Annotated in this window: 17 protein-coding genes; 8 read left to right on the forward strand and 9 right to left on the reverse strand. The window is 72.6% G+C overall.

Annotated features, from left to right (window positions below):
* Window positions 1-533: 533 nt before the first annotated feature.
* Together ABZX11_RS23350 and ABZX11_RS23355 are read left to right on the forward strand one after the other, a co-directional pair.
* Window positions 534-1,643, forward strand: a complete 1,110-nt coding sequence (locus tag ABZX11_RS23350; RefSeq protein ID WP_354916196.1) for a pyridoxal-phosphate dependent enzyme — start codon at window positions 534-536, stop codon at window positions 1,641-1,643.
* Window positions 1,640-2,263, forward strand: a complete 624-nt coding sequence (locus ABZX11_RS23355; RefSeq protein ID WP_354916199.1) for a PAS domain-containing protein — start codon at window positions 1,640-1,642, stop codon at window positions 2,261-2,263. The genes ABZX11_RS23350 and ABZX11_RS23355 overlap by 4 nt, the downstream gene beginning before the upstream one ends.
* Window position 2,264: 1 nt before the next feature.
* On the opposite strand, the gene ABZX11_RS23360 is transcribed toward ABZX11_RS23355, so the two are convergent.
* Window positions 2,265-3,170, reverse strand: coding sequence for a glutaminase (locus tag ABZX11_RS23360; protein ID WP_176169723.1), 906 nt, complete (start codon window positions 3,168-3,170; stop codon window positions 2,265-2,267).
* Between the two features lie 161 nt (window positions 3,171-3,331).
* On the opposite strand from ABZX11_RS23360, the gene ABZX11_RS23365 reads away from it, so the two are divergent.
* The 3 genes from ABZX11_RS23365 (at window position 3,332) to ABZX11_RS23375 (ending at window position 8,857) form a co-directional block, all read left to right on the forward strand.
* Complete coding sequence (locus ABZX11_RS23365) at window positions 3,332-4,723, forward strand: amino acid permease (protein WP_176169724.1); 1,392 nt, start codon at window positions 3,332-3,334, stop codon at window positions 4,721-4,723.
* Between the two features lie 198 nt (window positions 4,724-4,921).
* On the forward strand, window positions 4,922-5,923 hold the full coding sequence (locus ABZX11_RS23370) for a LacI family DNA-binding transcriptional regulator (RefSeq protein WP_354916203.1): 1,002 nt from the start codon (window positions 4,922-4,924) through the stop codon (window positions 5,921-5,923).
* A gap of 99 nt (window positions 5,924-6,022) precedes the next feature.
* Window positions 6,023-8,857 carry a glycoside hydrolase family 2 TIM barrel-domain containing protein gene (locus ABZX11_RS23375; RefSeq protein ID WP_354916206.1) on the forward strand — a complete coding sequence of 945 codons (2,835 nt, stop codon included), beginning with the start codon at window positions 6,023-6,025 and terminating at the stop codon, window positions 8,855-8,857.
* A 34-nt stretch (window positions 8,858-8,891) separates the two neighbouring features.
* On the opposite strand, the gene ABZX11_RS23380 is transcribed toward ABZX11_RS23375, so the two are convergent.
* Window positions 8,892-9,689 carry a TetR family transcriptional regulator gene (locus ABZX11_RS23380; protein WP_354916209.1) on the reverse strand — a complete coding sequence of 266 codons (798 nt, stop codon included), beginning with the start codon at window positions 9,687-9,689 and terminating at the stop codon, window positions 8,892-8,894.
* A 92-nt stretch (window positions 9,690-9,781) separates the two neighbouring features.
* Here ABZX11_RS23380 and ABZX11_RS23385 point away from each other — a divergent pair, with 92 nt between their 5' ends.
* A complete protein-coding gene (locus ABZX11_RS23385) occupies window positions 9,782-10,927 on the forward strand; it encodes an FAD-dependent monooxygenase (RefSeq protein WP_354916212.1) in 1,146 nt (381 codons plus the stop codon).
* A gap of 66 nt (window positions 10,928-10,993) precedes the next feature.
* Here the strand turns inward: ABZX11_RS23385 and ABZX11_RS23390 are convergent, their stop codons facing one another.
* Window positions 10,994-11,671 (reverse strand): NUDIX domain-containing protein, encoded by a 678-nt coding sequence (locus tag ABZX11_RS23390; protein WP_176169728.1) that lies wholly within the window; start codon window positions 11,669-11,671, stop codon window positions 10,994-10,996.
* A 77-nt stretch (window positions 11,672-11,748) separates the two neighbouring features.
* Here ABZX11_RS23390 and ABZX11_RS23395 point away from each other — a divergent pair, with 77 nt between their 5' ends.
* Complete coding sequence (locus ABZX11_RS23395) at window positions 11,749-12,750, forward strand: SPFH domain-containing protein (RefSeq protein WP_176169729.1); 1,002 nt, start codon at window positions 11,749-11,751, stop codon at window positions 12,748-12,750.
* Window positions 12,747-13,616 (forward strand): hypothetical protein, encoded by an 870-nt coding sequence (locus tag ABZX11_RS23400; protein ID WP_354916215.1) that lies wholly within the window; start codon window positions 12,747-12,749, stop codon window positions 13,614-13,616. The genes ABZX11_RS23395 and ABZX11_RS23400 overlap by 4 nt, the downstream gene beginning before the upstream one ends.
* Before the next feature lie 87 nt (window positions 13,617-13,703).
* Here ABZX11_RS23400 and ABZX11_RS23405 read toward each other — a convergent pair whose 3' ends face one another.
* The 6 genes from ABZX11_RS23405 to ABZX11_RS23430 all read right to left on the reverse strand — a co-directional run bounded on the left by ABZX11_RS23405 (window position 13,704) and on the right by ABZX11_RS23430 (window position 20,348).
* Window positions 13,704-15,926, reverse strand: coding sequence for a glycoside hydrolase family 15 protein (locus ABZX11_RS23405; protein WP_354916218.1), 2,223 nt, complete (start codon window positions 15,924-15,926; stop codon window positions 13,704-13,706).
* 135 nt (window positions 15,927-16,061) lie between these two features.
* The gene (locus tag ABZX11_RS23410; protein WP_176169732.1) at window positions 16,062-16,757 is read right to left on the reverse strand and encodes a TetR/AcrR family transcriptional regulator; all 696 of its coding nucleotides are present in this window, start codon (window positions 16,755-16,757) and stop codon (window positions 16,062-16,064) included.
* 70 nt (window positions 16,758-16,827) lie between these two features.
* Window positions 16,828-17,928, reverse strand: coding sequence for a glycerate kinase (locus ABZX11_RS23415; RefSeq protein WP_354916221.1), 1,101 nt, complete (start codon window positions 17,926-17,928; stop codon window positions 16,828-16,830).
* Window positions 17,925-18,302, reverse strand: a complete 378-nt coding sequence (locus ABZX11_RS23420) for a gamma-glutamylcyclotransferase (protein WP_354916224.1) — start codon at window positions 18,300-18,302, stop codon at window positions 17,925-17,927. The genes ABZX11_RS23415 and ABZX11_RS23420 overlap by 4 nt, the downstream gene beginning before the upstream one ends.
* Window positions 18,303-18,311: 9 nt before the next feature.
* Window positions 18,312-19,757, reverse strand: a complete 1,446-nt coding sequence (locus ABZX11_RS23425) for an NCS2 family permease (protein WP_354916227.1) — start codon at window positions 19,755-19,757, stop codon at window positions 18,312-18,314.
* 108 nt (window positions 19,758-19,865) lie between these two features.
* Entirely contained in the window at window positions 19,866-20,348 is a 483-nt protein-coding gene (locus ABZX11_RS23430) for a nucleoside deaminase (RefSeq protein ID WP_176177638.1), read from the reverse strand.
* Window position 20,349: the final 1 nt, after the last annotated feature.

The raw sequence follows: 20,349 nt of genomic DNA on the forward strand, positions 1-20,349 counted from the left end.
CCGCACCACCGGACGGCGCAAGCCATCCCGCCTGGTGGACGCGGGGGCGTTGGCCGGTACGGTCCACGCCGTCCGTCGGGTCCGTCGTTTCCGGACCGCCCGTCCGCGCTTATCCCGCCGGTAAAGCAGCCGTGCGGATGCGTTCGCGTCGCCGAACTCCACGGATCACATCACAGCCGCCGAAGCCGCCATTCTTCGGCAATTTTTCGTGGATCAATGAGAATCATCCCGAGAATGCAGGAAACCGGCCGTGACGGCCCGTCGGGTCCACTGTGGATTGGTTGCGCCGCGGGATTCTCGGTGCTCACAAGACCACGAACGGGGGCGCCGCCCACCACGAACGGGTCACCGGGCGCGACGGACGGCATTCAGGCAACCACCGGCGGTGCGCCGGCCGGCGCCGGTGATCGAATTTCAGTGCCGCCGCGTTACAAGCTTTTCCTGAGAAGAAGCTGAAGGTATTTCGCGTACTGCGGAGTAGCACTGGACACTACGTCTAAGCTTGGACTGTTCGTCCAGACCTGGAGGTGACGATGACGTACTGGTACACCGACGAGCGCTCGGGCACGCGGTACCCCGGCGACCCGCTGCGCTGGCGCGGCGACGACGGCACCCCGCTGACCGTCGCCCCGCTGCCGGGCCTGCGTCCCGAGGACGTCGACTCGGGTGTCCGCTCGCTCTGGCGGTACCGGGCCGCGCTGCCCGGCGACCTGCACCCGGTGTCGCTCGGCGAGGGCTGCACGCCGCTGGTCCCCCAGGTCTGGGACGGCGCCGACGTCCGGTTCAAGCTGGAGTGGTTCAGCCCGACCGGCAGCTTCAAGGACCGCGGCTCGAGCGTCATGGTCTCCGCGCTGGCCGGCGCCGGGGTCCGGGAGCTGCTGGAGGACAGCTCCGGCAACGGCGGCTCGTCGGTGGCCGCCTACAGCGCCGCGGCCGGGATCGCGGCGACCGTGCTGGCGCCGGAGGGGACATCGCCCGCGAAGGTGCTGCAGGCCCGCGCGTACGGCGCCACCGTCGAGCTGGTGCCGGGCACCCGCGACGACACCGCCGCCGAGGCCATCCGCCGCTCGGACCGCACCACCTACGCCAGCCACAACTGGCACCCGTTCTTCCTGCAGGGCACCAAGACCCTCGCCTACGAGCTGTGGGAGGACCTCGGCTTCCGCGCCCCCGACGCCGTGGTCACGGTGGCCGGCGCGGGCAGCATCGTGCTGGGCTGCGACCTCGGCTTCGGGGAGCTGCTGGCCGCCGGGTCGATCACCCGGCGGCCCCGGCTGCTCGTCGCGCAGCCGCGCAACTGCTCCCCGATCGACGCGGCCTTCCACGACCGGCCGGTGCCCGGGTTCGCCCCGACGGTCGCCGAGGGGACGGCGATCCGCCGTCCGGTCCGGCTGCCCGAGGTCGTCGCGGCGATCCGGCGCTCGGGCGGGGACACCGCGGCCATCGACGAGGAGGCCATCGGCGCGGCGGCCCGCCGCCTGGCCGCCCTCGGCCTCTACGCCGAGCCGACCAGCGCGACGGCCGCCGCGGCGATCGACGTCTTCCGCGCCCGCGGGGCCATCCGGCCGGGTGAGACCACGGTCGTCGTGCTCACCGGCTCCGGCCTGAAGGCGGCGGACCGGCTGCGGGAGCTGATCGGATGACCGCGGCGGAGGACGAGCTGCTGCTGCGGGAGGCGGAGAAGATCGCCCACGCCGTCGGCCGGATGTTCCCCGGCCTGTGCGAGGTGGTCCTGCACGACCTGCGCGACCCGGCCCACGCCGTGCGCGCGATCGAGGGGAGCCTGTCCGGGCGCGCGCCCGGCGACCCGGCGACCGAGCTGGGCCTGGCCCGGATCGCCGACCCGGACTTCCCGGACGTGCTGCAGAACTACCCGAACCGGTTCCCGGACGGCCGGCCCGCGAAGAGCACCTCGATCGGCATCCGCAACACGGCGGGCGAGTACGTCGCGGCGCTGTGCCTCAACCTCGACGTCTCCCTGCTCGGCTCGGCGGCCCACGCCCTGACCCGGCTGGCCGCCACCGACGGGCCGGCGCCGCTGTCCGAGACGTTGCGTGCCCGGACCGGCGACGAGCTGCGGGCCCTGGTCGAGGAGTACGCGGCCGAGCGCGGCCACACCCCGCGCAGCCTCCCGGCCGCCGCGAAGAAGGACCTGGTGCGCTCGCTGAAGGACCGGGGCTTCCTGGAGCTGAAGAACGCGGTAGCGGCGCTGACCGACCTGCTCAGCATCTCCCGGGCCAGCGTCTACAACTACCTGCGCTGACTCAGAAGATCGACCACCCGGTCAGCGTGGTGAACCGGTCGAGCGCGGCGACCCCGGCGACGGAGTTGCCGCGGGCGTCCAGTCCCGGGCTCCAGACGCAGACCGCGCACCGGCCGGGGACGATCGCCACGATGCCGCCGCCCACGCCGCTCTTGCCCGGCAGGCCCACCCGGTAGGCGAACTCCCCCGCCGCGTCGTACGTGCCGCAGGTCAGCATCACCGCGTTGATCCGCTTCGCCGCGCTCGGCCCGAGCAGCCGCGAGCCGTCGTTGCGGAGGCCGTGGCGGGCGAGGAACACCGCCGAGCGGGCGACGTCGGCGCAGCTCATCGCGATCGAGCACTGGCGGACGTACTGGTCGAGCACCGCGGGCACCGGGTGGCGCATGTTGCCGTAGGAGGCCATGAAGTAGGCCAGCGCCCGGTTGCGGTCGGCGTGGCCCGCCTCCGACGCCGCCACCTCCGGGTCCACCGCGATGCCCGGCCGCCCGCTCTCCTCCCGGACGAACGCGAGCAGCGCCTCCGCCGCGTCGCCGTGGCGGGCGAGCTCGTCGGTCACCACCAGCGCGCCGGCGTTGATGAACGGGTTGCGCGGAATGCCGTCCTCGTGTTCGAGCTGCACCAGCGAATTGAACGGATCGCCCGAAGGTTCGCGGCCGACCCGCGCCCACACGCCGTCGCCGCGGGACAGGGTCAGGGCCAGTGTGAACACTTTGGACATGCTCTGCACGGAAAACGGGTGCTCCCAGTCGCCGACGCCGTGTACCGCACCGTCCACTTCGGCCACCGCCATGCCGAACCGCCCCGGCGCCACCCTGGCCAGCGCGGGAATGTAGTCCGCGACGGCGCCGCGGCCGATTTCCGGCGCGACGTCGTCGACGATCCGGTCCAGCAGCGCCGCGAGGTCCACGGGCCCGAGCGTAGAAGGCGCTCCGGCGCGGGCCGCAGGGGCCCCGTGTCAAATCGGGACCGGCGGATCGCGGGCACCCCCACCCGTGATTTCCGGCACACCTTAAGTCTTCCTTAGCCCGCTTGGTGACCTCCCGCACACGGCTCTAGCGTCCGGTAACCATGGATTCCTCGCTGCTCACCGAAAAAGGTGAAAGCTACTCGAAAGCGCTGGGCAACCGCCAAGTGCAGATGATCGCCATCGGCGGCGCGATCGGCGTCGGGCTCTTCCTCGGCGCCGGCGGCAAGCTCCACCAGGTCGGCCCGTCGCTGGTCTTTTCCTACGCGATCTGCGGGATCGCCGCCTACTTCGTGATGCGGGCGCTCGGCGAACTCGTCCTGCACGAGCCCAGTTCGGGCAGCTTCGTCACCTACGCGCGGAAGTTCATCGGGCCGTGGGCCGGGTTCGCCTCGGGCTGGATGTACTGGGTGAACTGGGCGATGACCGGCATCGCCGAGATCACCGCGGTCGCGATCTACGTGCACAAGTGGCTGCCGGACGTGCCGCAGTGGCTCACCGCGCTGGTCGCGCTCGGTGTGCTGCTGCTGGTGAACCTGCTGTCGGTCAAGGTGTTCGGCGAGCTGGAGTTCTGGTTCTCGGTGGTCAAGGTGCTGGCCATCGTCGTCTTCCTGGTCGTCGGCGCGGGCCTGGTGCTCACGAGCGCGGACATCGGCGGCGCGCCGGCCGGTGCACACAACCTGACCGGCCACAGTGGACTGTTCCCGGCGGGCGTCGGCGTCGCGCTGATGACGTTGCAGGCGGTCATCTTCGCCTACTCGGCGATCGAGGTGGTCGGCATCGCGGCCGGCGAAACGAAGGACGCCCGCAAGGTGCTGCCGAAGGCGATCAACGGCGTGGTCTGGCGGATCGGCGTGTTCTACGTCGGCTCGGTGCTGCTGCTGGCGATGCTGCTGCCGTGGCCGTTCTACAGCGGCGACGAGAGCCCGTTCGTGACGGTGTTCAGCCGCCTCGGGATCCCGGGCATCGGTGACGTGATGAACGCGGTGGTGCTGACCGCGGCGCTGTCGAGCGTCAACTCGGGCCTCTACTCGACGGGCCGGATCCTGCGGTCGCTGGCCGAAAAGGGCGAAGCGCCGTCGTTCGTCAGCCGGATGAGCCGACGGCACGTCCCCTACGGCGGCATCATGTTCACGTCGGTCGCGTACGTGCTGGGCGTGGTGCTGAACTACCTGGTGCCGAAGGAGGCCTTCGACATCGCGATCGCGATCGCGTCCCTGGGTGTGATCAGCACCTGGGCGACGCTGATCTTCTGCCAGCTGCGCCTGCGCCAGGCCGCCCTGCGCGGCGAGCTGGAGCGCCCGTCGTACCGGATGCCGTGGGCGCCCTACAGCGGCTGGGCGACCTTGGGGTTCCTGGCCCTGGTGGTGGTGCTGATGGGCTTCTCGGACGGCGCGGAGAAGATCGCGTTCTGCTCGATCCCGGTGCTCGCGGTGGTCCTGGCGGTGGGCTGGCGCGTCGTGGTCAAGCGCCGCAACCGCACCCCGGCCGCCTGACGCAAGGCTCGAACCCGTATCCCGCGTGTCCGGCGCCGGAACTCGGGTGACCGGGGCCGGAACTCGCGTGAGCAGCGGCGCAACTCGCGAGTTCCGGCTCCGATCACGCCGGTTCCGGCCGCGATCACGCGAGATACGGCGGGGATCACGGGCCGACCACTCCATCGTGGCCGGGCCACGGGCGGGCATACTCGACGCGTGTCTTCGAGCAGCACCGAACCGCGGCGGGTGACGATCCACGACGTCGCCCGCTCGGCCGGGGTGTCCCGGCAAACCGTCTCGCGGGCGCTCAACGACAAGGCCGAGATCGACGGCTCGACCAAGCAGCGCGTCCTCGACGCCGCGCGGGAGCTCGGGTACCGGCCCAGCCGGTTCGCGCGCGGGCTGGTGCGGCCGGACACCACCACCATCGGGCTCGTCGTGCCCGATCTGCTCAACCCGTTCTTCACCGAGGTCGCCTCCGGGGCGCTGGAGGCGGCCCGGTCGCGCGGCTGGCACGTCGTCGTGCACGACACCGCCGACGATCCCGAGCAGGAACTCGCCACGCTGCGGGTGATCGGCACCCAGGTCGACGCGGTCACCGGCTACTTCGGCCGGTCGGACGAGGACCTCGACCGCCTCACCGCCGGCATCCCGGTCGTCCTGATCGACCGGGAGCCGCGCACCCCGCGGTTCAGCGGTGTCGTGGTCGACGGCGAGGACGGCGTCCGCGAGGCCGTCGCCCACCTCGTCTCGCGCGGGCACCGGCGGATCGGCATGCTCGACGGGAACCCCGCCCCGAGCGTCCGGCGGCGGTGGTTCCTGCGGGCGGCCGCCGGGTGCGGGGTCCCGGTCGCGCCCGGCTGGATCGCGTCCGGCCCCCAGACCGTCGACGGTGGTGGTGCCGCGCTGGCCGCCCTGCTCGCCGCGCACCCCGACGTCACCGCGCTGTTCGCGTTCAACGACGTGATGGCCATCGGTGCCCTGCGCGAGGCCCGCCGGTTCGGCCTGCGCGTGCCCGCCGAGCTCGCCGTGATCGGGTTCGACGGGCTCGCCCTCGGCACCCTGGTCGAGCCGGAACTCTCCAGCGTCGCGATCGACACCCGCGCGGTCGGTGCGCTGGCCGTCGAGCAGGCGGCCCGGATGGTCACCGGCGCGGCGCCTCTCGACCCCGCCGAGCTGGTCGTCCGCGCCCGCCTCCACCTGCGCGAATCCGCCTGATCCCTTGACACCCGGTCCCGCCGCGCAGCACACTTCGGGGCGGTCCGTGAACGTTCACGGGAACGTTCTCGGATGCGTGCCGAGCGCGGAAAGGACCCCATGTCGTACCTCGAAGACCCCGGCCCCGGCCGCGGTTCCCTTCCGCCGCGCGCGGCTTTCACCTCCGACGCGCCATCGTTGTCACTGAACGGCGCCTGGCAGTTCCGGCTGTCACCGAGCCTCGCGGCCGCGCCGGTGGGCATCGAGGCCGAGACCTTCGACGACTCGGCGTGGGACGAGCTGCCGGTGCCGTCGCTGTGGCAGCTGCACGGCCACGGCCGCCCGGCCTACACGAACGTGCAGTACCCCTTCCCGGTCGACCCGCCGCACGTGCCATCGGACAACCCCACCGGCGACCACCGGCTGCGGTTCGACCTGCCCGCCGGGTGGCCGGCCGGGCCGGCCGTGCTGCGCTTCGACGGCATCGACTCCTGCGGCCGGATCTGGCTGAACGGCACCGAGCTCGGCGTCACGCAGGGCAGCAGGCTGCCGTCGGAGTTCGAGGTCGGGCCGCTGCTGAAGCCGTCCGGGAACGTCCTCGTCGTGCGGGTGCACCAGTGGTCGGCCGGCAGCTACCTCGAAGACCAGGACATGTGGTGGCTGTCCGGTATCTTCCGCGCCGTCACGCTGCTCGCCCGCCCGGCCGGCGGCATCGGCGACCACTGGGTCCACGCCGACTACGACCACCGCACCGGCCTGGGCACGCTCCGGGTCGAGACCGGCCCCGACGTCGTGCTGGACGTCCCCGAACTCGGCGTCACCGGGCACCCGGCCGGAGAGGCGCTGGAGCTGCCGGTCGAGCCGTGGAGCGCCGAGACCCCGCGGCTGTACGAGGGCACGCTGGCCACCGCGGCCGAGCGGGTGCCGGTCCGGATCGGGTTCCGGACCGTGACGATCTCCGGCGGCCGGCTGCTGGTGAACGGCCGTCCGTTGATGCTGCGCGGGGTCAACCGCCACGAGCACGACCCGCGCACCGGGCGCGTGGTGTCCCCGGAGACCGCGCTCGCCGACGTGCTGCTGATGAAGCGGCACAACGTCAACGCCGTCCGGACCAGCCACTACCCGCCCGACCCGGCGTTCCTCGAGCTGTGCGACGCCTACGGCCTGTGGGTGATCGACGAGTGCGACCTGGAGACCCACGGCTTCGAGCCGCTGGGCTGGGCCGGCAACCCCAGCGCCGACCCGCGGTGGGCCGAGGCCTACCTCGACCGGGTGCGCCGCACGCTCGAGCGGGACAAGAACCACCCCAGCGTGATCCTCTGGTCGCTGGGCAACGAGAGCCACACCGGCGAAAACCTCGCGCGGATGGCCGAGTGGGTGCGCCGGCGCGACCCGAGCCGGCCGATCCACTACGAAGGCGACCACGAGTGCGCCTACGTGGACGTGCACAGCCGGATGTACGCCACGCACGAGGAGGTCGAGCGGATCGGCCGCCGGGAGGACGACAACGAGCGCCGCCGGGAGCTGCCGTTCCTGCAGTGCGAGTACGGGCACGCGATGGGCAACGGCCCGGGCGGGCTGCTGGAATACCGCGAGCTGTTCGAGCGGTACCCGAACTGCCACGGCGGGTTCCTGTGGGAGTGGATCGACCACGGCCTGGCGGCCGACGGGCACTTCGCCTACGGCGGGGACTTCGGCGAAGCCATCCACGACGGCAACTTCGTCATCGACGGCCTGCTCTTCCCCGACCGGACGCCGTCGCCGGGGCTGCTCGAGTTCGCGAAGGTGATCGAGCCGGTGCGGATCTCGGCCGGCGCGGACGGGATCGTGGTCGAGAACCACCACGACTTCGTGGACACCGGGCACCTGACGTTCACCTGGGTGCTGGAGGACGAAGGGGTCGCTGTCGCCCAAGGCGTTCTCGATGTGCCATCCGTCCAACCCGGACAGAAAGCTTCTGTCCCGCGGCCTGAGTTGCCCGCGGCGGGCGGCGAGTCGTGGCTGACCGTGTCCGCGGCGCTGACGTCGGCGACGTCGTGGGCGCCGGCCGGGCACGTCGTCGGGTGGGGGCAGCTGGCGGTGTCGCCGGCCCCGGTCGCGGCGCCGCTGCCGCCGCGCGGGCCGGTGTTCCGCACCGGCGGGCGGCTGCTGCTCGGGGCCGGCGAGTTCGACCCGGTGACGGGCGTGCTGTCGGCGCTCGGCGGGCACGCGGTGCGCGGGCCGCGTCTCGACGTCTGGCGGGCGACGACGGACAACGACCGCGGCACGTTCGCCGGGCGGCCCGACGCCGAACAGTGGCGCGAGGCCGGGCTGCACCGCATGCAGCACCGGGTGATCACGGTCGACGCGGACGGCGAGGAGCTGGTGCTGCGCACCCGGGTCGCGCCGCCGGCGCAGCCGTTCGGGCTGTTCGCGGACTACACGTGGACGGCGTTCGAGGACCGCCTCCGGCTGCGCGTCGAGGTGACCCCGGACGGCGAGTTCCCCGGCACGCTCCCCCGGCTCGGCCTGGCGATGGCGATCCCGGGCGAGCTGGGTTCGGCCGAGTGGTTCGGCGGCGGCCCGGGCGAGGCCTACCCGGACAGCCGCCAGGCGGCGCGGATCGGCCGGTTCTCGAGCAGCGTCGACGGTCTCCAGACGCCGTACGTCTACCCGCAGGAGAACGGCAACCGCACGGCGGTCCGCTGGGCCCGGCTGACGTCCCCGGACGGAGCGGGCATCCGCGTGGACGGTGAGCCGACGTTCGAGTTCACCGCCCGCCGCTGGACGGCGGCGGCATTGGAGGCGGCGCGGCACACCGACGACCTGGTACCGGACGAGGTGGTGCACCTGACGCTGGACGTGGCCCAGCACGGCCTGGGGACGGCGTCGTGCGGACCGGGGGTGCTGCCGGGGTACCGGCTGGTGCCGCAGAAGACGGAGTTCACGCTGTGGTTCCGCCCGATTTCCGGGTGACCACCCGTCTCGAAAAGTCTCATAAACTGTCTCATTAATCGGCCGGGAGGTGCCGGTAGACCGTCGCCCGCGAGACACCGAACGCGGCGGCGATCTCCGACGGCGCCTCCCCGGCGGCGTAGCGGCGCCGGACGGAGTCGATGGTTTCGGCACTCAACGCCGATGGCCGCCCGCGACGGCCCTTGGCCCTGACAGCGACGACCTCGCTTCGCGCCGGCGAACCGGGGTCGCCGGCGCCGGTCTCGGTCTCTTTGCCGGAGCGCCCGCCTTCCGCGACCGCGGTCTGCGCGCCGTTCCCGTCCACGGCCGGAGTCGCGAACAGCCGGGCCACTCCGTCGAGGATCGCCGCGCGCAGCTCGTCTTCCGGGGCTTCGGCGAAGAGGACCACCGGGTCGCTCAGCATCGCGATCGCCTGCGCCGCGCGGACCCGGCCCGGTAGATCCGCGTGCTGGCCCGCGACCAGCGCGTTCGCCCGGAGCATGCCGTTGCGGAAGCGCTCGAACACCGCCTCCGACGCCGTCAGGCCGAGGTCGCGCAGGTTCATCCGGAGCAGGTAGCGGTGTGTCAGCCAGACTTCCAGGAGCCCTTCGAGCGTCGCCCGGCGGGCGTCGGGCGCCTCGGCCGCCTCGGCCAGCGCCGCTTCGAAGTCCGCGAGCATCGGCTCGGCGAGCGCCCGCACGATGTCCGCCTTGCCCGGGAAGTGGTACAGGACCGCGGTTTTCGTCACGCCGACGCGTTCGGCCAGCTCGCGCACCGACGTCTCGTGGTAGCCCCGCGCCGAGAACTCCTCCAGCGCCGCACGCAGGATCCGCGCCCGGGTGTCGTCCGTCATCGCCCCAGCCTAGCCACTTGCCTGACCGATGGACAGGAGCGTACCGTCTGCACTGACCGATGGTCAGTGACAACCGATGGGGGCCGAGCACCATGACCGAAACAACCGTGCTGATCTCCGGCGCCGGCGTCGCCGGGCCGACCCTGGCCTACTGGCTGGTCCGCGCCGGCTTCCGGCCCACCGTGGTGGAACGCGCCGCCGGGCTGCGTTCGAGCGGGAGCCCGGTCGACGTCCGCGGGCCGGCCTCGCGCGTCGCCGAGCGGATGGGCATCACCGCGAAGCTGCGCGAAGCGAGCACGAGCGCGACGGCGCTGAACTTCGTCGACGACGCGGGCCGCCGGACCGGCCGGATCCCGGCGCAGCTGCTCGGCGCGGAGGGTGACGTCGAGCTCCCCCGCACCGATCTCGCGGCCATCCTCCACGACGCGGCGCGCGAGCACGCCGAGTTCGTCTTCCACGACTCGATCACCGAGCTCCGCGAAGACGCCGGCGGCGTCGACGTCACGTTCGAGCGCGGCCGCCCGCGGCGCTTCGACCTGGTGCTCGGCGCGGACGGCCTGCACTCCGCGGTGCGACGGCTGGCGTTCGGCCCGGAGCAGGCGTTCGTCGAGCACGTGGGCGTCTACATCGCGACGCTGCCGCTGGCCGGGCCACCGTCCGACGCGACCGCGATCGAGATGTACAACTCGCCCGGACGGGCGGTGGCGGTGCACCCGTCCCGCGGCCACGGCATCGCGGCGTTCATGTTCCGCGGCGACGCGGTGCCGGGGTTCGACCACCGGGACACCGCGCTGCACCGGCGCCTGCTCGCCGAGGCCTACGCGGGCGCCGGCTGGCGGGTCCCGGAACTGCTGGACCAGGTGCGCACGGCCGAGGACCTGTACTTCGACTCGGTGAGCCGGGTCCGGATGGATCGCTGGAGCACCGGCCGCATCGCTTTGGTGGGTGACGCAGCTTCGTGCGTGTCCCTGTTCGGCGACGGCTCGACCCTGGCGATGGCGGGCGCGCACACGCTGGCGGAAGAGCTGGGCCGGACGCCGGAGGACCCGGCGGCGGCCTTCCGGCACTACGAAGCGGCGCACCGGAAGCTGGTGGAGCCGAAACAGCGAGCGGTCTCGAAGGCGGCGGCCCTGCTGATCCCGGCCACCCGCGGCGGACTGGCGGCCCGCAACATCACGACGCGCCTGCTCCCGCTCGTCTCGGCGGCTCGCCGCTGGGTGACACCCCGCGCGGCTTAGGCAGCCGCAGGCGGCGGGCCGGGAAGGGACCGCCGCTTCCGGTTCGCGGCAACCGGGCCGCGCCCGTCAGCCCCGCAGCATCGGGGGGTACAGCACCTCCGCCTTCCCCCGCCGGTACAGCCGGGCCGGGCGGCCGCCGTCGCGGGCGGTCGTCCGGCCCGTCGGCTCCAGCAACCCCTCCGCCCCCGTCACCTTGCGGTGGAAGTTCCGCGGGTCCAGCCGGGTGTCCCACACCAGCTCGTACACCCGCCGCAGCTCGGCGACCGTGAACTCCGGTGCGCAGAACGCCGTCGCCAGCGGGGAGTACTCCAGCTTCGCGCGGGCCCGCTCCACGCCGTCCGCCAGGATCCGGTCGTGGTCGAACGCCAGCCGCTCGGTCCGCAACGCGCGCACCGGTGCCCAGCGCGCCTCCGCCGCGTCCGTGCCCGCGCGGGGCACCGGCAGGTCCGGCGCCAGCGCCAGGTACGCCACCGTCACCACCCGCATCCGCGGGTCCCGGTCCGGGGCGCCGTAGCCCGCCAGCTGTTCGATGTGGACGGTCCCCGGCGCCAGCCCGGTCTCCTCCGCCAGCTCGCGGCGCGCCGCGTCCGCCAGGTCCTCGTCCTCCCGGACGAACCCGCCGGGCAGCGCCCACTCCCCGAGGTAGGGCTCCACGCCCCGGCGGACGAGCAGCGCGCACAGCTCCTCCCCGGTCAAGGTGAGCACGACCAGGTCCACGGTGACGGCGAACGGCGGGTGACCCATGCCACCCACCCTAATCGTCATCTTGACGATTAGCGAGCCGACCCCATATCGTCACCCCGACGATAAGAGGAGGCTCCATGGCTGACATCGACCGCCGGTTCGGGTTCCGGCACCTGCGCGGTGCCCCCACCGTGCACATCCGCCACTACCGCCGCGGGCAGCTCGCGCACGACGGCGTCGGGCTGTCCTTCTGGTACCGGCCGCTGACCGCGGTCGTGTCGGAGGTGCCCGTCGACGACCGTGAGCTGCCGCTGCTGTTCCACGCCCGCACGGCCGACTTCCAGGACGTCACCGTCCAGCTCGCGCTCACGTTCCGGATCGAGGACCCGGCGCTCGCCGCGCAGCGCATCGACTTCTCCATCGACCCCGACACCGGCCGTTGGCGAAGCGACCCGCTGGCGCAGATCAGCGGGCTGCTCACCGAGAACGTCCAGCAGTACGCGGTCGAGGTGCTCACCCGCACGCCGCTGGCCACCGCGCTCGTCGACGGCGTCCGCGCCGTCCGCGACCGGATCCGCGCCGGCCTGGCCGAGGAGGACACGCGGCTCGCGCAGACCGGCTCGGCCGTGATCGACGTCCGCGTCGTCGCGATCCGGGCCGAGCCGGAGGTCGAGAAGGCGCTCCAGACGACCGCGCGGGAGAAGGTGCAGCAGGAAGCCGACCGCGCGACCTTCGAACGGCGCGCGCTCGCCGTCGAACGCGAACGCGCGATCAGCGAAAACGAGCTGCAGAACCAGATCGAGCTGGCCCGGCGTGAGGAGCAGCTGCTCGCCCAGCGCGGCGCCAACGCCCGGCGCCAGGCCGAGGAAGCCGCGGCGGCGAACCGGATCGAGACGGAAGCGCAGGCGTCCCGCGAAGAGCGGCTGACGCAGGTGAAGGCCGACGGACGGCGAGCGCTCGGCGAGGCCGAAGCCGCCGGGGAAGCGGCCCGGCTGGCGGCCTACCGCGACCTGCCCGAAGGCGTGCTGACCGGGCTGGCGCTCAAGGAACTGGCCGGCAACCTGCCGCAGATCGAGAGCCTGGTGCTCACGCCGGACCTGCTGGCGCCGTTGCTGACGAAGCTGGGCATCCGCTCGTGAGCCTCGCCCCGCGGGTCGTGCTCGTGCACCGCCGCACCGAGCTCGACGAGCTGGTCGCCCGGCACGGCACCCGCGGCCAGGCCGAGTTCTTCCTCCGCACCCGCGGCCGCGACCTCGCGGAGGTCGCCGCGGCGGACGCGGCCCTGCGCGCCGCTCTCGCCGCGGCCAGTGCGGCCATCCCGCTGGACTGGCGCCGCGGCGAGGTCGAACGCGCGGACCTCGACCGGTTCCTCTTCACCCCGGAGGACGTCGTCGTGGTGGTCGGGCAGGACGGCCTGATCGCCAACGTGGCCAAGTACCTCGACGGCCAGCCGGTGATCGGCGTCGCGCCCGGCGCGCCCGGGGTCCTGGTCAAGCACCCGGTCGAGGCCGTCGCCGATCTCGTCCGCTCGACGACGGACGTCGAGCACCGGACCATGGCCGAGCTCGTCGCCGACGACGGCCAGCGGCTGCTCGCGCTGAACGAGATCTACCTCGGGCACGCCGGGCACCAGACCGCCCGCTACCGGCTGGGGGTCGGTGGCGGGCGGCCGGAACGCCAGGCGTCCTCGGGCATCCTGGTCGGGACGGGCACCGGGGCCACCGGCTGGTGCGGGTCGGTGTGGCGGGAGCGCCACAGCGGCCTGGCCCTGCCGGCCCCCGGTGAGGCCCGGCTCGTCTGGTTCGTGCGGGAGGCGTGGCCGTCGCCGACGACCGGGACCACCTGCACCGAAGGGGAACTGACGCGGGCGCCGCTGACGGTCGAGGTCGAATCCGACCGCCTGGTCGCGTTCGGCGACGGCCTCGAAGCCGACACCGTCGCCCTCACCCGCGGCCAGACGGCGACCTTCGCCCCCGCGGCGAAGACCGTCCGCCTGGTCCGGTGACGGAACGGACGACACGCGTGCCCGGGCGGACGACACGCGTGCCTGGAGGGACGACACGACGAGGGGGCGTGTCGTCCCTCCGGCCGGTCAGGTGCCGTAGCGGGCCTTGACGATCGACGGCGTGTCGAGGTTCTGGCCGGCGTCGATGTTCTGGGCCAGCCGCAGGTACTGGCCTTCGGCCCACATCAGCGGGCCCGCGCTGCCCGTCGGGCGGCCGAGCCCGAAGCAGCCGACGTCCGCCCGGTCCCAGACCTGCTCGGGGACGAAGTAGCCGTCGTTGACCGAGTCCGCCATGGACTTGAGGTACACCGCGGCCGAGCGGCCGTTGGCGAGCTCGTACTGCCCGCGCTCCCCCGACAGCACCGGCCACAGCCTGCCGAAGCGCTGGCTGCCGTTCGCGGGCCAGCCGCTGCAGTTCGCCGTGCTCTCGCCGTAGTTGTCGTGCGGGTAGCGGTGGAAGTAGACGTCGCCGTTCGGGAGGGTCACCTGCACCGCCGAGTTGCCGTCGGACGCGGCCGCCGTCGGGGCCACCGAGTTCGCGATCGTCGCGTCGCCGGCCGGGCGGATGCCGAGGCGGACCAGGTCGAGGAAGCCGAAGTCGGTGACGTCGTGCTCGTAGAAGCAGCCTTCGTCGAAGCAGATCGTGGCCGTGTCGTTGGGGTTGCCGGAGCGGTCGAGCCGCTCGTAGTACGTGTGGCCGCCCCAGTAGCCGGACGTCGTCACGGTCCAGCCGGCCAGGGAGTTGCGCCAGGAGTCCGCTGTGGACTCCCAGGCCGCGGCGCTCGCCGTGTCCCCGTTGGCTCGGGCGATGGCGCCGGCCGCGATCAGCCCGGCGATCTCCGCCGCCACCGAGGACGGTGACTTGCCGTACTGCTCTTCCCAGCGTTCGGTGGTGTCCGGGCCGGTGGCGGCGATGTGGTTCGCCGTCGTCTTGACCTTCGCGTAGGTCGAGGCGTCGGTGAGGCCGGTCAGCCAGGCCAGGAGGACGGCGTTCGCGTCCTGGTCCAGCTGTTCGCAGCACCCGAGCTGCTGAGCGCTCGCCCCGGCCACCCCGGAAACCGGGCTGTAGCGGGGGAACGAGCCGGCCGGGTAGGTCGTGCCGTCACCGGCCGTGGGGCTGCCGATCCACTGGGAGTTCCAGAGGAACTGCGCCATCCGCTTGGCCTGGGCGCTGTCCCCGGCGGCCAGCAGGCCGGTGGCCTGCTGGTAGAGGTCGCGGCCCCAGACCCGGTGGTAGCCGTCGTTGAGGTGGTCGCCGTTGGTGAAGTCGCCCCAGGGGGTGGCCAGGCCCGCCACGCTCGCTCCCGGGTGCTGCTTGTCTTCCGCCGTCTTCAGGGCCATGGCCGCGACGTAGTAGGTGCGGCGTCGCTGAGTGTCGCCGGAGACGCTCGCCGGTGCCGGCTTCAGGCTGCCGACGTAGGAGTTCCAGCCGCTTCGGTAGGAGGCGGACACCGCGCTGAAGCCACTGCTCAGGGAGGCACTCGCCGCCGAGCTCGCGGCGGCGGCCGTGGCACCGTAGCCGAGGGCGACCGTGAACGTCGTGTCCGTCCCGACCGGGATCTGGCCGCACTGGACCACGTTGCCCGTTCCGGAGATGTTGTCGAACTGGTTGTTCAGGGTCTTGTCCGCGCGGAGGTCCACCAGGCAGTCGCTGGCCGCGCCGGCGTAGCCGTTGTCGTGGGCGGTGAAGCCGGTCGAGGCCCGCAGGGCCGAGACGACCGTGGTCGCGGTTCCGCCGAAGAGGGTTTCCGTACCGCTCGCCACGAGTCCGGTGCCGTCCCACCAGGCGTTGTCGTTGGCTCCGCCGCCCGCCATCGAGGGGTTGGCCAGGAGGTAGAGGCGGTAGGTCCCGCCGTCCAGGGACTGGAACCGGGTGTTCGTGACCAGGGTCGCCCGGGCCGGGTCGGTCACGTAGTTCGTGGTGATGCGGTACTTGCCGCTCTTGGCCGTGTTCGTGATCGTGTACTGGAGGGCCTTCTCGTCGGGCATGGTCACGACGTGGTTCGTGGCGTCCCGCTCCAGGTCCACGAACGTCGAGCCGTCCGTGACGACGTACTGCATGTCCTGCACATTGGGGACGTCGGCCCGGGGGTAGAAGACTTCCGAGGTGACGCCGTTGGCGACGGTGAACCAGACCGGGCTCGCCGTGGTCGTCGATGTTCCCAGCGCGGATTTGTTGCCGGTGGCCCAGGAGGCTCCTCCTCCGCAGCAGTCCGTGGCCGTTCCGCTGGCCTCGGCCGTTCCCTGGAGGGTTGCGGCCAGCAGGATGCCTGCTCCGGTACCGGCCAGGACGGCTTTCCACCTGATCATCGGGGTCCTCCGACGTCGTTGTCGTCTCAATATGTTGTTGGTCGCAACATATTGAGGGTTCGCCGGGTGACAAGCAATGTCCGATTGGGCTGGATCGATTCAGATCCCGGCTGTGCCGACACGCTGGAGACCTGTCTAGGCGTTGGCGATGCGGTCCAGCCACTCGGCCAGGAGGGTTCGCTCGGCCGCGGTCAGCGCCGTTGCGCCGTCCAGGCCGGCCCGCAGGGCGATAGCCCGCTGCGGGAGGTTCGACCCCTTCTCCTCCTCGACACCGGTGAGGATGCGGGTCAGCACCGTCTCCCTCGCCGTGGCCGAGAGTTCGGGGTCGCGGTCGGCTTCGGGCGTCGCGATCTGGGTCAGGACCACACCCATTCCGGCCGCGTGGTACAGCCGGGCCGCTCGCTCGACGCCCACTCGGAGCCGGCCCGCGGCCGCCACCCGCTCGACCTTGGCCCGCAGCATCGCCTCCGCCTCCTGCGCCGCCGGCGACGTGCGGCCGGGGCGGGCGTCGCCGTACATCAGCACGTAGAACTCCGGGCGGGCCAAGCCGAACTCGATGTGCAGGTCCCAGCCGCTGCGGAGGTCCTCGACCGGGTCGTTCGTGTCAGCGATGGCGCGCTTGCTCTTGAGGTACTCGTCGAAGCCGTACGCCGCGACCGCGTCCAGGAGGCCGTCCTTGTCCCCGAACAGCCGGTACAGCGCCGGCGGCTGGACACCCGCCGCCGCGCTCACCGCACGGGTCGACAGGCCGTCGCGGCCCTCGGCCGCCAGCAGGGCCGCCGCCGCCTCGAGGATGCGGGTGCGGTTGTCCTCCGCCGTCTTCGTCGCCATGGTTTCGATGATAACAAGTCGTTGGTAGCGACTGTTCGATATCGACCGCCCGGGTCGAGACCCAGCCGGCTCACCTCGACGGCGAGAAGTAGTCCTCCGCGACGCGATGAGCCAGCCGGCGGAGCAAGGGCGCCGCCTCGGTCATGCAGCGTGCCGGGTCCGGTTCCAGGTCCGTCAACGCGTACGCCGCCGAGATGCCCGCGTCCGCGAGCCGGCTCGCCGAGAGGCGGCAGCGTCCGGACACCGCCACGCACGGGATGCCCCGGGCCGCCGCGGCGCGGGCCACGCCGGCCGGGGCCTTGCCGGACAACGTCTGCTCGTCGAGCGATCCTTCGCCGGTGATCACCAGTGCGGCTCCGGCCAGTGCCTCCTCGAAGCCGAGGAGGTCGAGCAGGAGCTCGATGCCGGGCCGCACGCGGGCGCCCAGGACCGCCATCGCCGCGAAGCCCACTCCCCCGGCCGCTCCCGCGCCCGGGCGGTCGGCGAACGCCGGACCGGCGATCGAAGCCCAGTGGCGCAACGCCGCTTCCAGCGTCTCGACGTCGGCCGGGGACGCGCCCTTCTGCGGGGCGTAGACGGCCGCCGCGCCGCGGAGACCGGTCAGCGGGTTGTCCACGTCGCTCGCCAGCTCGATGTCCATTTCGGACAGTCCGGACAGGTCCAGCGCCGCGAGGTTCCGGAGCGCCGCACCGCCCGGGGGGAGGTCGCGGCCGTCGCCGTCGAGGAGGCGGGCGCCCAGGGCGGTCAGCATCCCGGCGCCGCCGTCCGTGCCGGCGCTGCCGCCGACGCCGAGGACGATCCGGCGGCAGCCCGCTCGCAGGGCCGCGGCGATGACGTCGCCGGTTCCCGCACTGGTCGCGTCGAGCGGGGCAGGCTTCCCGGGCAGGCGGTGCAGCCCGGATGCCTCGGCCAGCTCGACGATCGCGGTGTCCCCGCGGACCGCGTAGGACGCCGTCACCGGCGCCCCCGTCGGTCCGCGGGCCGGGACCCGCATCCGCGAGTACCCGGCGGCGACGGCGGCGTCGACCGTTCCCTCGCCGCCGTCGGCCACCGGGAGGGTGGTCACCGCCGCCGCGGGGTGGGCGGCGGCCAGGCCGGCCGCGAGCGCCGACGCCACCTCCGCCGCGGTCAGCGAGCCCTTGAACTTGTCCGGGGCGACCAGGACCTTCACGCGCTCGCCTTGAACGCCCGCCAGTCGCCGACCTCGGTGATGTCCCGCAGGGCCACGTGCGAGGTGTACGGCCGCCGCAGCAGCATCGCGAACGCCGAACTCCCGTCGGCCAGCTCGACCACGCCCAGCTCCAGCTCGTGCGGCTCGGCCGGGAGCACCTTGTCGCGCAGGTCGTCCAGGGATACGTCGTAGACCTCGCCGGTCACCGCGGCGCCGCCGTGGGACACCGGGTACAGCGCCGGGCACTGGTCGCCGACCGCGTAGAAGCGGTACTTCGGGGCGGTTTCGGCCACCGCCACGAACGGCGAGCCGTCGAGCAGGTGGTGCAGCGGCTCGCCGCGCATGGCGCCGCCGTTGAAGAACATCAGGGCCACGGGAACTCCTTAGCGGAAGAGGGCTTCGACACCGTCGATGGCGAAGTACACCGCGAACACCAGCGCCAGCAGGGAAAGCAGCCAGCCGGCTTCGCGCCACTTGCCGCGGCCGATCTTGATCAGCACGAACGCGATCAGGCCGGCGCCGACACCGTTGGTGATCGAGTAGGTGAACGGGATCAGCGCCGCGGTCAGGAACACCGGGATCGTGTAGTCGGGGTCGTGCCACGGGATGGTCCGGCACTGCGCGACCATCATCCCGCCGATGACGACCAGCGCGGGCGCGGCGGCCTGGGCCGGGACGACCCCGGCCAGCGGGGTGAACAGCAGCGTCCCGGCGAACAGCAGGCCGGTGACGACGCTGGCCAGCCCGGTCCGCGCACCCTCGCCGACGCCGGCCGCCGATTCCAGGAACACGGTGTTCGGCGAGGAGCCGGTGACGCCGCCGGTGATCGCCCCCGCGCCGTCGACCAGCAGGATCCGGCCCATCCGCGGCACCTTGCCGTTCTTCGACAGGCCGGCTTCGTCGGCGACGCTGGTGATCGTGCCCATGGCGTCGAAGAAGCCGGACAGCACCAGGGTGAACAGGAACACCGTGGCGGCGAGCGCGCCCGCCGAGGCAAAGCCGCCGAACAGGTCGATGTGGCCGAAGAGCCCGAAGTCCGGTGCCGCGACCACGTGGTCCGGCAGCGCCGGGGTGGTGAGGCCCCAGCCGCCGACGCCGAACCCCTCGTGCAGCACGACCGCGAACAGCGTGGCCACCCCGATGCTGATCAGCACCGCGCCCGGCACCTTGCGGGCCATCAGCACGATCATCAGCAGCAGCCCGAAGCAGAACACGACGATCGGCCAGCCGTGCAGGTGCCCGCTCGCCCCGAGCCGCACCGGGACGGTGGTCTGCGCCGAGTCCGGCATCCGGGTCACGAACCCGGCACTGACCAGCCCGACCAGGGCGATGTACAGGCCGATCCCGACGGTGATCGCCATCTTCAGCGGCCGCGGGATGGCGTTCATGATCCGCTCGCGGACCCCGCTCACGGCCATCAGGACGATGCACACGCCTTCGAGCACGACCAGCCCGAACGCCTGCGGCCAGGTCATCGACGGCGCCATCTGGAAGGCGACGATCCCGTTGATGCCGAGCCCGGCGGCCAGTGCGAGGGGCGCGTTGCCGACCAGTCCCATGAGGACGGTCATCACGGCGGCGGCCAGCGCGGTCGCGGTGGTCACCTGCGCGGCGGAGAGCCGGGCGCCGGTGATGTCGGCGGAGGCGCCGAGGATGAGCGGGTTGAGCAGCACGATGTAGGCCATCGCGACGAACGTGGTGACGCCGCCGCGGACTTCACGGCCGATCGTGGTCTGCCGGGCTCGCAGCTCGAACAGCTTGTCGATCAGAGAACGGCGTTGTTCGGGTACTTCGTCGACTACTGGAGTGGGGACTTCCGTCTGGGTCATGCGTCCTGCCCTTGCCGGTGGGTGTGCTCGGCCAGGCCAAGGCACAGCGCCGTGCCTGGGCGAGCGGGACGTTCGATTCGATTTGCTCCGGTCAGCTGGCCTTGTGGGTCAGTAGTCGGTGCGGTCGCTCTTGTCGAGCCAAGCCGCGAAGGGGGCGAAACCGTCCGTTGCGGACAGTCGCGTCACGGGTACCGTCCACGTTTCGCGCGGACGGTCGAAGAGTTCGTAGAAGGCGCGGTCGTCGAAGCCGGCCTTGGCCGCGTCGTCGCGGTCGGCGGCGAAGACGACCTTGTCCACGCGCGCCCACAGCGCCGAGGACAAGCACATCGGGCACGGCTCGCAGCTGGAGACCAGCACGCAGCCGTCCAGCTTGAACGTGCCCAGCTCCTGGCAGGCCGCGCGGATCGCGACCACCTCGGCGTGCGCGGTCGGGTCGAGGTTCGCCGTGACGCGGTTGACGCCGGTGGCGACGACCTCGCCGTCGCGGACGATCAGCGCGCCGAACGGGCCGCCGCCGTTCTCGACGTTGTGCGTGGCGATGCGGACGGCTTCGTCCAGCCAGCGCTGCTCGACGGAAAGGGACGTGGTCATC

This window comes from Amycolatopsis sp. NPDC004169 (assembly GCF_040610315.1).
Taxonomy (GTDB): Bacteria; Actinomycetota; Actinomycetes; order Mycobacteriales; family Pseudonocardiaceae; genus Amycolatopsis.

What these genes read in the sequence shown, in the direction of transcription:
- ABZX11_RS23350 (WP_354916196.1), top strand. Translation starts at nt 534, where the DNA reads ATGACGTACTGGTACACCGACGAGCGCTCGGGCACGCGGTACCCCGGC.
- ABZX11_RS23355 (WP_354916199.1), top strand. Translation starts at nt 1,640, where the DNA reads ATGACCGCGGCGGAGGACGAGCTGCTGCTGCGGGAGGCGGAGAAGATC.
- ABZX11_RS23365 (WP_176169724.1), top strand. Translation starts at nt 3,332, where the DNA reads ATGGATTCCTCGCTGCTCACCGAAAAAGGTGAAAGCTACTCGAAAGCG.
- ABZX11_RS23375 (WP_354916206.1), top strand. Translation starts at nt 6,023, where the DNA reads ATGTCGTACCTCGAAGACCCCGGCCCCGGCCGCGGTTCCCTTCCGCCG.
- ABZX11_RS23380 (WP_354916209.1), bottom strand. Translation starts at nt 9,689, where the DNA reads ATGACGGACGACACCCGGGCGCGGATCCTGCGTGCGGCGCTGGAGGAG.
- ABZX11_RS23385 (WP_354916212.1), top strand. Translation starts at nt 9,782, where the DNA reads ATGACCGAAACAACCGTGCTGATCTCCGGCGCCGGCGTCGCCGGGCCG.
- ABZX11_RS23390 (WP_176169728.1), bottom strand. Translation starts at nt 11,671, where the DNA reads ATGGGTCACCCGCCGTTCGCCGTCACCGTGGACCTGGTCGTGCTCACC.
- ABZX11_RS23395 (WP_176169729.1), top strand. Translation starts at nt 11,749, where the DNA reads ATGGCTGACATCGACCGCCGGTTCGGGTTCCGGCACCTGCGCGGTGCC.
- ABZX11_RS23405 (WP_354916218.1), bottom strand. Translation starts at nt 15,926, where the DNA reads ATGATCAGGTGGAAAGCCGTCCTGGCCGGTACCGGAGCAGGCATCCTG.
- ABZX11_RS23410 (WP_176169732.1), bottom strand. Translation starts at nt 16,757, where the DNA reads ATGGCGACGAAGACGGCGGAGGACAACCGCACCCGCATCCTCGAGGCG.
- ABZX11_RS23425 (WP_354916227.1), bottom strand. Translation starts at nt 19,757, where the DNA reads ATGACCCAGACGGAAGTCCCCACTCCAGTAGTCGACGAAGTACCCGAA.
- ABZX11_RS23430 (WP_176177638.1), bottom strand. Translation starts at nt 20,348, where the DNA reads ATGACCACGTCCCTTTCCGTCGAGCAGCGCTGGCTGGACGAAGCCGTC.